12 protein-coding genes are annotated in these 12,763 nt (G+C 59.0%); 2 read left to right on the top strand and 10 right to left on the bottom strand.

Translation table 11 applies throughout. The features are described from left to right. Positions 1-9 precede the first annotated feature (9 nt). Genes LNV06_RS09685 through LNV06_RS09695 form a run of 3 tightly spaced genes read right to left on the bottom strand, consistent with a single transcriptional unit; the run spans position 10 to position 2,401 of the window. Positions 10-708, bottom strand: a complete 699-nt coding sequence (locus LNV06_RS09685) for a type IV pilus inner membrane component PilO (protein WP_263538037.1) — start codon at positions 706-708, stop codon at positions 10-12. 8 nt (positions 709-716) lie between these two features. Continuing rightward, positions 717-1,367: a PilN domain-containing protein gene (locus LNV06_RS09690; RefSeq protein ID WP_263538038.1), complete on the bottom strand. Its 651-nt coding sequence runs from the start codon at positions 1,365-1,367 to the stop codon at positions 717-719. Beyond that, positions 1,364-2,401 carry a pilus assembly protein PilM gene (locus LNV06_RS09695; protein ID WP_411970094.1) on the bottom strand — a complete coding sequence of 346 codons (1,038 nt, stop codon included), beginning with the start codon at positions 2,399-2,401 and terminating at the stop codon, positions 1,364-1,366. Before LNV06_RS09695 ends, LNV06_RS09690 begins: the two co-directional genes overlap by 4 nt. 295 nt (positions 2,402-2,696) lie before the next feature. Between LNV06_RS09695 and LNV06_RS09700 the strand changes: the two genes are divergently transcribed. Next, positions 2,697-5,081: a penicillin-binding protein 1A gene (locus LNV06_RS09700; protein WP_263538040.1), complete on the top strand. Its 2,385-nt coding sequence runs from the start codon at positions 2,697-2,699 to the stop codon at positions 5,079-5,081. Here the strand turns inward: LNV06_RS09700 and cyaY are convergent. From cyaY to LNV06_RS09735, 7 genes are all read right to left on the bottom strand, one after another. After that, a complete protein-coding gene (gene cyaY, locus LNV06_RS09705; protein WP_263538041.1) occupies positions 5,071-5,436 on the bottom strand; it encodes an iron donor protein CyaY in 366 nt (121 codons plus the stop codon). The genes LNV06_RS09700 and cyaY overlap by 11 nt on opposite strands. 286 nt (positions 5,437-5,722) lie before the next feature. Next, complete coding sequence (locus LNV06_RS09710) at positions 5,723-6,718, bottom strand: ABC transporter ATP-binding protein (protein ID WP_263538042.1); 996 nt, start codon at positions 6,716-6,718, stop codon at positions 5,723-5,725. Then, a complete protein-coding gene (locus LNV06_RS09715; RefSeq protein ID WP_263538043.1) occupies positions 6,715-7,701 on the bottom strand; it encodes an ABC transporter ATP-binding protein in 987 nt (328 codons plus the stop codon). Before LNV06_RS09715 ends, LNV06_RS09710 begins: the two co-directional genes overlap by 4 nt. A gap of 20 nt (positions 7,702-7,721) precedes the next feature. After that, positions 7,722-8,660 carry an ABC transporter permease gene (locus tag LNV06_RS09720; protein WP_263538044.1) on the bottom strand — a complete coding sequence of 313 codons (939 nt, stop codon included), beginning with the start codon at positions 8,658-8,660 and terminating at the stop codon, positions 7,722-7,724. A 35-nt stretch (positions 8,661-8,695) separates the two neighbouring features. Next, the gene (locus LNV06_RS09725; RefSeq protein WP_263538045.1) at positions 8,696-9,673 is read right to left on the bottom strand and encodes an ABC transporter permease; all 978 of its coding nucleotides are present in this window, start codon (positions 9,671-9,673) and stop codon (positions 8,696-8,698) included. Between the two features lie 181 nt (positions 9,674-9,854). After that, entirely contained in the window at positions 9,855-10,610 is a 756-nt protein-coding gene (locus LNV06_RS09730; protein WP_318013469.1) for a DUF3047 domain-containing protein, read from the bottom strand. 165 nt (positions 10,611-10,775) lie between these two features. After that, complete coding sequence (locus tag LNV06_RS09735; RefSeq protein WP_263538047.1) at positions 10,776-11,795, bottom strand: porin; 1,020 nt, start codon at positions 11,793-11,795, stop codon at positions 10,776-10,778. Positions 11,796-12,173: 378 nt separating this feature from the next. Here LNV06_RS09735 and coq7 point away from each other — a divergent pair, with 378 nt between their 5' ends. Continuing rightward, positions 12,174-12,761, top strand: a complete 588-nt coding sequence (gene coq7 / locus LNV06_RS09740) for a 2-polyprenyl-3-methyl-6-methoxy-1,4-benzoquinone monooxygenase (RefSeq protein WP_411970095.1) — start codon at positions 12,174-12,176, stop codon at positions 12,759-12,761. The last annotated feature ends 2 nt before the right edge of the window (positions 12,762-12,763 follow it).

The raw sequence follows: 12,763 nt of genomic DNA on the forward strand, positions 1-12,763 counted from the left end.
TCAGCGGCTTCACTTCTTCGCTCCTGCAGCAGCCTTGGCCGCCGTCTTCTTCTGATCGGCCACTTCGACCGAATCCAAATAGCGGTAGGTTCGAGCGGTCGCTTCCATGCTCAGATTGCCGCTATTGGCATCTTTGCCGGTCGGCGTCACCACGCTCAGGTTGTGCAAAGTCACGATGCGAGACAAATTCGACACATCCGCCGCGAAGGCGCCAATGTCGTGATAACGGCCCGACACGCGCAGAGAAATCGGCAGCTCAGCGTAATAGTCTTTGCGCTGTTCTTGGCCCGGGCGGAACAACTCGAACTGCAAGCCACGGCCCAAGCCGGCTTGGTTGATGTCAGACAACAGCGCGTCGATCTCGGCCTTGCCGGGCAACTGCTTTTCCAGCTGAGTCACGTATTCCTCAACCTGACTCTTTTGCTTACGCAACTCAGGCAGGTTGACGGCCTGCGCCAGCTTGCCCCTGAAGTCTTGCTTGAGTACAGGTTCACGAGCCCGCTCTGCGTCCAGAGCCGACTGCACATCGGACAGCAAGAACACCCAGCCCAGCACCATCACCAACACCGCCGAAGCGCAAAAAGCCGCCAGCTTAGGCAACAAGGGCCACTGGCCCGGCTCATTGGGATTCAGGCCACGGAACTGATCGGCCACGCCCTCAAACCAGCCGTTGAGGTCGAAATTGATAGATATTGCCTTGGTCGCCATACTTGCCTTCAGGACTTGTTGGCTTCAGCAGCCCGCGAATTGCCGGCTACACCCGAGGCCGCAGCTCCAGGTTTGCCCGGGACATCGCTGGCTTCACGGTTCGGATCTTTGATCGTGACGCGCATAGAGAAGTCGAGCAGTCGCTTTTGATCACGCCCACTGGTACTCAGGTTTGCCACCTTGATTTCCACCAGTTCAGGCTTTTCCAGCCACTCAGAAGAGCGAGAGGTGTTGCGCAAGAGCTCGGCAACACGCTCATTGGTTTGCGCAATGCCGTTAATCGTGACGACTTTGTCGGCCTGCCGGATGGCGGTCAGATAGACGCCCTCGGGCGTGTGGCGCGCCAATTCATTGAGCAATTGCACCGGCGTGTTGCGATCCGTCTGCAAGTCTTCTACTGCGCGTTGGCGCGATTTGAGCGACTCGATCTCGGCCTTCAAATTGGCAATGTCTTTGATCTGGTTGTCCAAGCGGCCAATTTCCAGGCTCAGGTATTGGTTTCGGCTTTGTTGCTCAGACGTCCAGTGCTGAAGCAAGGCATAAGTCAAGGCCACCAAGCCGGCGCCCACCAAAGCGGCGGCGCCCAAGCCCACAAAGAACTGCGCCTTGCGCCGCTTGCGTTTCTCTTCCCGGTAGGGAAGCAGGTTGATCAGGATCACTGGAAGAACCTCCGCATGGCCAAGCCGCAGGCGGTCAGGTAGGCCGGCGCCTCACGGCGCAGTTTGGGCTCGCGAATGGCAGAACCCAGCGCCATGTTCTCAAAAGGGTTGACCACCATGCAGGCAAAGCCAGTCAACTCGGTGACTCGCTCCTTCAGACCCGGCAAGGTGGCCGTGCCTCCAGCCAGCATCACATAGTGCACCTTGTGATGCGGCGTGCTGGTGAAGAAGTACTGCAAAGCCCGGCCGATTTCTTGCGACAGGCTGTCCACGAAGGGATTCAGCACGGCACTTGCGAAGTCTTCCGGCAAATCATTGGCCAACTTCTTCTGCTCAGCCTCTTCGAATGAAAAACCATATTGGCGCGAAATCAGTTGGGTCAGTTGCGAACCCCCAAACGCCTGATCGCGGTCGTAAAGCATTTCGTCGTCACGCAGAACCTTCAGGCTGGTGGTGTCGGCACCAATTTCAAACAGCGCCACCAACGCATCCTTGCCCTCATTGGGCAAGTTGGCAATCAATCGGCCCATGGCCATGCGCGATGCATGCGACTCGATATCCAGAATCACCGGACGCAAACCTGCTGCTTCGGCCAGACCCTGGCGGTCTTGCACGCGGTCTTTGCGCGAGGCCGCGATCAAGACCTCCACATCGCCCACCGAAGTCGGGCTGGGTCCGATCACGCAGAAATCCAGGCTAACTTCATCCAGTGAGAAGGGAATGTATTGATTGGCCTCGGCCTCGACCTGAATCTCCAGCTCTTCGTCCCGCAGACCTGCCGGCAACATGATCTTCTTGGTGATCACGGCGGACTGGGGCATGGCCAGCACCGCGTCACGGGTACGGCTGCCGCTGCGCGCGACGACGCGACGCACCGCATCGGCCACTTCATCGAATTTCTCGATTTGGCCATCGGTGATCCAGCCCTTTTCAAAAGGCTCGGTGGCAAAACGTTCCAGCACCATGTCGCCGTTGGCCGCTTGGCCCAACTCCACCAATTTGACGCTGGACGAACTGATATCCAAACCAATCATGGGCGGATGTTTTCGGCCCATCAGTACGTCAAGTATTCCCACGACGCGAATCCCCCAACGTTTTTTCGCCGGACTGTTAATAAGTTACTTGAATGCTAGCAGCAAAGCCCTTGCGCCCCTAAGGAAACAAGGTCACAGCCGGTAACACCACGTTGCGAAACATACACGGCGCTGCCCCATCGCTAAGGCCGGAAAAACACCGCGTTTCCGACTTCAGCCATTTCCTGTAGCGGCCAAGTTGAAAGCAGCGCGGGGTGGAGAGCTTTCTATAATCCTTCGACCCCAGCGGAGGCCCATGAGCGAAGCCAAAAAGAAAGTCCCTCGGAACTCAAATACCGAGTCTCGCCCCGAAACTCAAAAAACGGCCCTAGGCTGGGCAGGAAAGCTGATCAGCTGGCTGCTCGGTCTGAGCTTGGCCGGCCTGTTTTCGGTGCTGCTCTTGGTCGCCTTGGCGCTGGCCATGGCCTACCCCAATTTGCCGGACATCAGTGGTCTGACCGATTACCGGCCCAAGTTGCCAATGCGTATCTTGTCGAATGATGGGCAATTGCTCGGGGAATTCGGCGAGGAGCGCCGCAACTACTTGACCATCAAGGAAATCCCCAAGGTCATGCAGGACGCCGTGCTGGCGATTGAAGACGCGCGCTTTTATCAGCATGGCGGCGTTGACTACCTGGGCGTGATCCGTGCCGGCCTGGCCAATGTGGGTGAGTCCCGCAGCCAAGGTGCGTCCACCATCACCATGCAGGTGGCTCGCAACTTCTACTTGTCGACCGAGAAGACGCTAACCCGCAAGATTTACGAGATTTTGCTGGCCTTGAAGATCGAGAACGCCCTGAGCAAGGAGCAGATTCTCGAGATCTATATGAACCAGATTTTTCTGGGTCACCGGGCCTACGGTTTCGCGGCGGCCAGCGAGGTCTATTTCGGCAAACCGCTGCGCAATATCTCAATTGCCGAGGCGGCCATGCTGGCCGGCCTGCCCAAAGCGCCTTCAGCCTACAACCCAATCAACAACCCGCGCCGCGCCAATATCCGCCAGCAATACATCATCGAGCGCATGCTGGAAAATGGCTTCATCACGCCCGAGCAACGCGACAGCGCCAAGACCGAGGTGCTGCGCTATCGGCAGATGAGCGAGACCCCTTCGCATGCCGAGTTTGTGGCCGAAGCGGCACGGCAACTGATCTTCAGCCAATATGGCGACGAGGCCTACACCCGCGGCTTGAACGTCTACCTGACCCTGAAGGCCGACGAACAAAACGCCGCCTATCGCGCGTTGCGACGCGGCATCATGGATTACGAGCGGCGCCAGGTATACCGGGGCCCCGAAGCCTATGTGGACCTGCCGGCCACTCAGAAGGACCTGGACGCTCGCGTCGCAGAAGCCTTGGCCGATCATCCAGCCAATGATGAACTGCTGGCAGCGGTGGTGGTGGAAGCCGACCCGCGCAAGGTGGTCGCAGCCCTGCAAAGTGGCGAAACGCTGACGCTCAGCGGCGAGGGCCTGAAGCCCGCTACCTCGGGCTTGTCCGACAAAGGCAACCCCAAGACACGCATCCGTCGCGGCGCCATCATCCGCGTGATCAAAGCGACCCGCGCCGGCAAAGATGAATGGACCATCACCCAACTGCCTGAGGTGGAAGGAGCGTTTGTGTCCATGGATCCGCGCAACGGCCAGATCCGCGCGCTGGTCGGCGGCTTTGACTACGCCAAGAACAAATTCAACCATGTGACCCAAGCCTGGCGCCAGCCGGGCTCCAGCTTCAAGCCCTTCATCTACTCCGCCGCGCTGGAAAAAGGCTTCACGCCCAGCACCGTGGTGAATGACGGACCTTTGTTCTTCAACGCCTCCAGCACCGGCAGCCAGCCCTGGGAGCCCAAGAACTATGACGGCACCTTCGAGGGGCCCATGCCTTTGCGGCGCGCCTTGGCTCGGTCAAAAAACATGGTGTCGATCCGAATCTTGAATTCAATCGGCGTCCATTACGCCCAAGATTGGCTGACCCGCTTTGGTTTCGAGGCCGAGAAACACCCTGCCTACCTGACCATGGCGCTCGGCGCAGGCTCGGTCACACCGATGCAGATGGCTCAAGGCTATGCGGTGTTTGCCAATGGCGGCCACCGGGTCAGCCCGCAGTTGATCGCCAAGATGACGGACAACAAAGGCCGCCTGCTTTACGAAGCACCGCAAACCGTGGTGGGCGAAGAGTCCCGCGTCATCGAGGCGCGCAATGCCTTCATGATGAGCAGCCTCTTGCAAGAAGTGACGCGCAGCGGCACGGCGGCCAAAGCACAGGCGCAACTCAAGCGCCCCGACATCTACGGCAAGACCGGCACCACCAACGACTCCATGGACGCCTGGTTCGCCGGCTACCAGCAAGAAGTGGTCGCCGTGGTGTGGATTGGTTATGACCAGCCCAAGAAGCTGGGCGACCGCGAGACCGGTGGCGGCCTTTCGCTGCCGGTGTGGATCGAGTACATGAGCTATGCGCTGCGCAATATCGCCATTTCAGAGCCCAGCGCGCCTGAGGGCATCGTGCGCATCAACAACGAGTGGTACTACGATGAATACTCTGGCAAAGACGGCGTGCGCGAGTTGAGTCAGGACGAAACCACGATGCCGCAGGCGGCCAGTCCGGACGAGAAGAAGAGCATCATGGATCTCTTCAAGCGCTGAAGTTCAGCACCTGACCAGCCTGGGCGCTGGCCTGTTCGGACAGCAGGTGCAGGAACTCGGCACTGCTTCGGGTGTCCAGCCACAGGCCTTCAACATAGCGGAAGTGATAGCCACCGGCACGCGTGGCCAGCCAAATTTCTTGCAGCGGCGCCTGCGTATTGATGATGATCTTGCTGCCGCCGGGCATGCTCAATTCCAGCAGACCGCCACTGCGGTGGCTGTCAATGTCCACCACATCCGCATCCAACCAAGCGTCAACCTTGGCCTCGACTTGGTCCAGTGTGGCTCGGGCCTTGGCGAGGTAGTCCGCGTCAGAAAGGGGCGTAGCAGCTGGTGCCGGTGTTGAGGAGGACATGGGCGATAAACTTCCGGAATGATGAATACAAAGCGCGATCGCTTCAAACAGCCCGCAAGTGTAGGACGCGTAGTCCCAACCGCGCGCACCTCAGGGTCAAGCCTCGGCCTAAAGCTCGCTTGCTTGGCCCTCTTGGTGCTGAGCGCCGGCTGCGGTCAAAAAGGCCCGCTGACGCTCTCTAAAGCCGCACAAGCGGCGGCCACCACAGCGACTGGGTCCAAGCCAGCCGCGACCGCCGCCTCTTCGCCCGCCCCCTGAACAGATTGCGTTGATGCAGCTTGGCGCCTTAGCTGCGCCCCTCTTCAACGGCATGGCAGGCCACGCGAACCCCCTGAAACTCCAGCATCTGAGGCCGCTCGACCTTGCAGCGCGCCGTGGCCTTGGGGCAGCGCGGATGAAAGCTGCAGCCGCTTGGCGGATTGAGCGGATTGGGCACCTCGCCCTGCACTGGTGTGCGAGAGCGGCCGGTCATATGGATGTCGGGAATCGCATCCAGCAGCATGCGGGTGTAGGGGTGGCGCGGTTGCTCGAACAACTGCGCCTTGTCGGCCAACTCCACCAAGCGCCCTAAATACATCACGCCCACCTGATCTGACACATGGCGAACCACCGCCAGATTGTGTGAGATGAACAGATAGGTGAGGCCCTTCTCGCGCTGCTGGTCCTTCATGATGTTGAGCACCTGGGCCTGGACCGAAACGTCCAGCGCCGAAGTCGGCTCATCGCAGACCAAAAACTCGGGTTGCGTGGCCAGCGCGCGGGCAATGGAGATCCGTTGGCGTTGCCCGCCAGAGAACTGATGTGGAAACTTGTCACGGTCAACCGGCGACAGACCCACCGAGCGCAAAAGTTCCCCAACACGCTCGCGCTGAGGCTCCAGGCCAGCCAACAAGCCATGCTCGCGCAGCGGCTCCGCCACGATGTCTTGAACCTTCCACCGCGGATTCAAGGACGCATAGGGATCCTGGAAGATCATCTGCATGCGCCGACGCAAGGCCAGCGCCGCGTTCGATGCCAAGGTCTTGGCAATATCTTCACCATCAAACCGAACGGCGCCCCGCGTGGGCTCGTACAGGCCGACCAATAAGCGCGCCACGGTGCTCTTGCCGCAGCCCGACTCGCCCACCAAGGCCAAAGTCGTGCCGCGCGCAATCGAAAAGCCAATGCCGTCCACCGCATGCACAAACTGCTTAGGCTTGCGTTCGATCACACGGTTCAGCCAGGGCGGCGAGACATCAAAAGTCTTCGCCAGGTCCTGAACTTCCAACAAGGGGCCGCTCATCGCACCGTCTCCACGCTGCTGCTGTGCAACCAGCAAGCCGCTTGCGTGCTGGCCGCTGCACTGAGCTCCGGTCGCTGGCTGCGGCAGCGATCAAAAGCTTGCGGGCAGCGCGGATTGAAGGCACAACCCTGCGGGATGGCATTCAATCGAGGCATGGCGCCGTCAATTTGCAGCAGGCGCTCACGATCTTCATCCATCGAAGGAATCGAGCCCATCAAACCGCGGGTGTAGGGGTGGGCGGGGTGATGAATCACCTCATGAACCCGCCCGATCTCGGCCACCCGGCCGGCATACAGCACTGCCACACGGTCACAGGTCTCGGCAATCACGCCCATATCGTGCGTGACCAGCATCACCGCCGCCCCCTGCTCCTTGCAGATGTTCTTCAGCAAAGAAATGATCTGGGCCTGGATGGACACATCCAGCGCCGTGGTGGGCTCATCGGCCACGATCAGTTTTGGGCTGGCTGCCAGAGCGAGCGCAATCACCACCCGTTGGCGCATGCCGCCGGAGAACTGGTGCGGATACTGATCGATGCGCGCCTCAGCGGCAGGGATGCCGGTTTGCTCCAGCAACTCGATGGCCCGCTTGCGCGCTTGTGCCTCACTCAGGCCCAGATGGGTCGTGATAGTTTCGATCAGCTGTCGCCCCACGGTGTAGAGCGGGTTCAAGGAGGTCAGTGGATCTTGGAAGATAGCGCCGATCTGGCGCCCACGAATCTTGCGCATCTGCTCATAGGGCAGATTGTCGATGCGCTTGCCTTCCAGCAAGATTTCGCCGGAGGCGATGCGGCCGGGAGGGTCGAGTAAGCCGATGATGGCAGCGCCAGTCAGTGATTTGCCAGCGCCAGACTCGCCCACCACACCAAGAATTTCACCCGGCGCGATGTCGAAATTGATGTCATCCAGCGCCAGCAAGGTACCGCGCCGCGTCGGGAATTCGACCCGCAGATGGCGGACCTGAAGCAAAGGAGTGGTCGTCATGATCGTGTCGTGCCGCTTGCTCAGCGCAGTCGCGGGTTGAGGGCGTCGCGCAGCCAGTCGCCAAGCAAGTTAACGCTCAGGGCAATCAGCACCAGCATGACGCCCGGCCAGATGGTGATCCACCATTCGCCGGAGAACAAAAAGTCATTGCCCACCCGGATCAAAGTCCCCAGCGATGGGCTGGTGGGCGGCACACCGACACCCAAAAAGGACAGGGTGGCTTCGGTGATGATGGCGGCCGCCACCTGAATGGTGGCCAAGACCAAGACCGGGCCCAGCACATTGGGCAAGACATGCTTGCGCATGATGCGAGCTGGTGAAACGCCGATCACGCGCGCCGCTTGCACGTACTCCTTGTTGCGCTCCACCAGCGTGGACCCTCGCACGGTCCGGGCGTACTGAACCCAGCCCGTCAGAGAAATCGCCAGAATCAGCACCAGAAAAGCCAGCGCATCATGCGCGTTAGGGAACATGGCCCGGCCGACGCCGTCAATCAACAAGGCCACCAAGATGGACGGAAAAGACAACATCACATCGCAAACCCGCATGATGAAGGCATCCACCTTGCCGCCCACAAAGCCAGCGAGCAAACCCAGGCCGACGCCAATCAACATCGACAGCAAGACCGAGGCCAGGCCCACAAACAAAGATATTCGCGCGCCATACATCAGGGCAGAAAGGATGTCGCGCCCTTGGTCGTCAGTGCCCAACAAGTACTTGCGACTGCCACCTTCCATCCAAGCAGGCGGTAGGCGCGAATCCATCAACTCCAGCGAGGCCAAATCAAAGGGATTGTGAGGCGCAACCCACTCGGCAAACACCGCGCAGACGACGCAGACCAAAGCAATCACTGCGGCCAGAATCGCAACCGGTGAAGAGCGAAAAGAATGCCAGACATCGCCATCGAGAAACCTCGCAAGGGCTCCCGGTGATGCACTCGGACTTGGTGTTGAACTCATCAGGGCTGGTCTCAAGAATGCGGACTCAGGAGGATTCAATGCGCCTTGCCTTCAACACGCAGGCGCGGATCAACGGCGAAGTAGAGCAAGTCCACCAAGAGATTGATGGTGACGAAAATGAAGGAGATCAAGCACAGATAGGCAGCCATCACGGGAATGTCCGCAAACTGCACCGCCTGGATAAAAAGCAAGCCCATACCCGGCCACTGAAACACCGTCTCGGTGATGATGGCAAAGGCGATCAGTGATCCGAGCTGCAGCCCCGTGATGGTGATGACAGGCACCAAAGTGTTTTTCAGCGCATGGCCAAAATAAACGCTGCGGTTGCTGAGTCCACGCGCGCGCGCAAATTTGATGTAGTCGGTGCGCAGCACCTCCAGCATCTCGGCACGCACCAAACGCATGATCAGCGTCAACTGAAACACCGACAGGGTGATCGCAGGCAAAAGGATGTGCCGCAAGCCATCTGCTGACAGCAGACCCGTGGTCCAAGACCCAAAGGCGATCACATCACCGCGACCAAAGCTGGGCAGCCATTTGAGCCAAACCGCGAAGATCAGGATCAGCAAAATGCCGATCAGAAATGTAGGCAAGGAAACACCCAATAGGGAGAGCATCATCAAAGCCTGAGAACTGGCTCGACCCCTGCGCAGCGCGGCGTACACGCCCAATGGAATGCCCAATCCCAGCGCAATCAATCCCGCGACCAAGGAGAGCTCCAAAGTTGCCGGCAAGCGTTCCACGATCAAGGTAGAAACCTTGCGCCCCTGCCGCAGGCTCAGCCCAAACTCACCCTGAGTCGCATTGGAAACAAAACGCGCGAACTGCACGGGAAAGGGCGCGTCCAGACCCAGGTCATGACGCAAAGCAATGCGCTGCTCCTCGGTGGCATCCTGACCCAGCAGATTGGTCACAGGGTCACCTACATACTGAAACAACATGAAGGCCATGAAGGCCACCGTGAGCATCACGATTAGCGCTTGAGCCAGGCGTCTGAGAATAAAAACTAGCATGTACAGGTCAAACGTTAGCTGCCCAGGGTACGACGCCGAGCATCGGCAGCCACGAGATCAGAGAAGTAGCGGGTGTGCCGAACCATTTCGGCGCACCGGTAAGCTGCGACATGATGGCGAATACAGGAGCGACCCACAAACGGGTAAGCCCTGAGGGCTTGATCGGCTAGCAACGAACGTTTCAGAGTTGCAAGCTGCCCGCCAGTGTCTGCCCTGCATCGTCTTTCAACAAGACACTTCCGTAGCAAGCCGTGCTTCGGCTACCGGTGTTGTCGCCATCGGTCATCAAGGCCATAGAAACCAAGCGGCCTGGCACCTCGCCAAAAGCGTTTTGAAAATCAGCCGAAACATCGCGCTGCAGGCTTTGCCAGGCACCCTTGCCGCGGCCGCCACTACCGACAACGATCTTGCGGATGCGGTCGCTGCGCGCGCTGATCACCACGGTTTCAACATCAGCCCTGGCATCCCACACATACATCAGCGTGGCATAGGGCGGCATCTCGCCGGTCAGAGCCTGAGCCAATTCAAACTGCAAGCGGTTGCGCATTGAAAGCTTGGCCTCATCGCCCGCAAAGCCAAGGACGAGACGCGCCGGCGCATCATCGGTGTCAGGATGAGTCACCGTGGCACTGGGTTCAACGCCCTGTATCCACCAATCAAATTGAACGCGCCCGAGCTGACTCGAGTCAATATCCAAGGCCCGACGGAGCAAGCTGACGGATTGGGCGGCTTGAGCAAGGACGCAGGGTCGCCCTGCTCGCTGCGCAAGCGAATAATGAGTCAAGCGCTTTCCTGGCAGTGGCCGCGCAGACCATTCTGCCAGCGGCTCTGGCATCGATGCCACCGCCTCCAACGCATCAGGCAACTTGGATGTAGTGCACGCACCCAAACCGAGAGCAAGTAGCAGATTCAGCAAAGTGATACGACTGCAATTCATGCTGCGGCCATCAAGTCAAAAAAATAGAACAGGCCATCACCATCATGCCGACATTCAAGTGAAGCTCAATTGCAGGCAAATGGCTAGAGCCAATAAAAAAGCCACCCGAAGGTGGCTTTTTACTTTGCGGCAAGGCCAAACAGGCCCTGCTTGGCGTAGCTTGGATTAGAAGCTGTGACGCACGCCGAAGTCGACACCACCCGACTTGCCGCTAACGACCACAGCTGGGTTGTTGCCGTTCAGCGAGAAGCTGGCGTTGCCGCCGTTTTCGATGTACGAAACGGTGGTGTACAGAGCTGTACGCTTGGACAGGTTATGGACATAACCTGCGGCTGCCTGACCGGCCTTGCCGGTCAGAGCCTTGGCGGCGCCGCCCTTGTCGTACTCGGCGTAAGTGCCCGACACCCAAACCAAGCCCGAACCGAACACCGGAGCAGACACAGACAGGTTGTAGATGTCTTGCGTGTGTGCGGTGAACTTAGTCTGCGAGTATGTACCCATGACCTTGGCGATGCCGAAGTCATAAGAACCACCCAACACGGTCAGCTTGAACTTGTCGTTCACACCGAATTCGGTGTAAGCAGCGGCGACGTTGAAAGCGCCGGCCTTGTAGCCCACGCGGCCACCAATGCTCTTGTTGAAGGCGTTGGTGCCTTCGCCTGCGGCGATGTCCACACCACCGTACACGCCACCCAGATTTGCGGGCAGGGTGTAAGCGATTTGGTTGTCGCTGCGGCTCATGTCAACCGAAGTGCCCAGCTTGCTGTGCAGGTTGAAAGCGGAACCCAGACCAGTAGCAGCCACCGGGTCAAAGTCTTCGATTGCCAGCTTGGTCACAGTCTTGAAACGGCCCAGGCGAACTTCGCCCATGCTGTCGGAGATCAGGCTCACGGTCGAGCGACGAGCCCAGAAGCCGGTCGAAGAACCGCCAGCGCCGGAGTCAGTTGCGACTTCGCTTTCCAGCCAGAAGCCAGCCTTCAGGCCGCCACCCAGATCTTCAACGCCACGCACGCCGAAACGGCTGGTGGTGTTACCGCTGGAAGCCAGGCTGTAAACATGCTTGCCATTGGCTTCGGTGTAACGAGCAGCAGCATCGACCACGCCGAACAGGGTCACCGACGATTGAGCAGCAGCAACGCCAGCGAACGAGCCGAGAACGGCCAGTGCAACAATAGATTTTTTCATTCGATACTCCTAAAAATTCAACGAGGTCCCAATCTGCAAGCCCCTCATCGGAGCCCATCGGGCCAACCCCCTCAGTGGAAGTTGCCGTATTGCACCAGACGAAAGCGGCTTTTGCGAGACAGGCGCAAATAAATCAGGGTTTGCGTTGTTGACATACAACGAAAATCCCGCATCACAAATGCTTCACAAAGTCTATTACAAGAATGCAAGCACAGATCGATAGACCTCCCTCGCGACTTCATGGCCGGGCAACTGCCAGCCATCTTATCTAAACTGCCGATACGCCGAGTGTTCAAATTGCCAGTGCAGCCATCATCAATGCCCGACCCTTCTTCCCGCTCACACTTGGATCGCCTGCTTGCCAGCATCGACCACGGAATGCGAACCATTTTTGCCGCACCCCAGGCGGCGCGCCCCGCGCCACCAAGCCAGGCGGAAACCCCTGAACAGCTGAGTCAGGAGCAAAAGCAATTGTCGATTGCCCTGATGCGCGTCAATCATGTGGGCGAAGTGTGCGCGCAAGCCCTTTACCAATCTCAAGCCCTGCTGACCCGAAGCCCTAGTTTGCGAGCGCACTTCATTCATGCCGCCAAGGAAGAAGTCGACCATTTAGCCTGGACCCGCAAACGCATTGATGATCTAGGCGGGCGAATCAGTCATTTGACACCGCTGTGGTACGGCGGAGCCTTCGCCATCGGAAGCCTGGCGGCGCTGGCCGGTGACCGCTACAGCCTCGGCTTTGTCGTAGAGACTGAAAGACAGGTGGAGCAGCACCTGGCTTCACATTTGGATCGATTGCCTGAAGAAGACCAAACATCGCGCGCCATCGTGCACCAAATGAAGGTCGAAGAAGCCCGGCATGCCGATGAGGCTCAGGCTGCCGGCGCCCAGGCCTTGCCTGCGCCAGCCAAAGCGCTGATGCGTTTAAGCGCCAAACTGATGACGCGCACTGCACATTACATTTGAGG

Origin of the sequence: Paucibacter sp. Y2R2-4 (genome assembly GCF_025717535.1) — a bacterium.
Lineage (GTDB): Bacteria > Pseudomonadota > Gammaproteobacteria > Burkholderiales > Burkholderiaceae_C > Paucibacter_A.

Excerpts from the sequence above, each read along its gene's own strand:
- LNV06_RS09710 (WP_263538042.1), bottom strand. The coding sequence starts at position 6,718 with ATGAGCGGCCCCTTGTTGGAAGTTCAGGACCTGGCGAAGACTTTTGAT.
- LNV06_RS09720 (WP_263538044.1), bottom strand. The coding sequence starts at position 8,660 with ATGAGTTCAACACCAAGTCCGAGTGCATCACCGGGAGCCCTTGCGAGG.
- LNV06_RS09725 (WP_263538045.1), bottom strand. The coding sequence starts at position 9,673 with ATGCTAGTTTTTATTCTCAGACGCCTGGCTCAAGCGCTAATCGTGATG.
- LNV06_RS09735 (WP_263538047.1), bottom strand. The coding sequence starts at position 11,795 with ATGAAAAAATCTATTGTTGCACTGGCCGTTCTCGGCTCGTTCGCTGGC.
- cyaY (WP_263538041.1), bottom strand. The coding sequence starts at position 5,436 with ATGTCCTCCTCAACACCGGCACCAGCTGCTACGCCCCTTTCTGACGCG.
- LNV06_RS09715 (WP_263538043.1), bottom strand. The coding sequence starts at position 7,701 with ATGACGACCACTCCTTTGCTTCAGGTCCGCCATCTGCGGGTCGAATTC.
- LNV06_RS09730 (WP_318013469.1), bottom strand. The coding sequence starts at position 10,610 with ATGAATTGCAGTCGTATCACTTTGCTGAATCTGCTACTTGCTCTCGGT.
- LNV06_RS09685 (WP_263538037.1), bottom strand. The coding sequence starts at position 708 with ATGGCGACCAAGGCAATATCTATCAATTTCGACCTCAACGGCTGGTTT.
- LNV06_RS09695 (WP_411970094.1), bottom strand. The coding sequence starts at position 2,401 with ATGATTGGTTTGGATATCAGTTCGTCCAGCGTCAAATTGGTGGAGTTG.
- coq7 (WP_411970095.1), top strand. The coding sequence starts at position 12,174 with ATGCGAACCATTTTTGCCGCACCCCAGGCGGCGCGCCCCGCGCCACCA.
- LNV06_RS09700 (WP_263538040.1), top strand. The coding sequence starts at position 2,697 with ATGAGCGAAGCCAAAAAGAAAGTCCCTCGGAACTCAAATACCGAGTCT.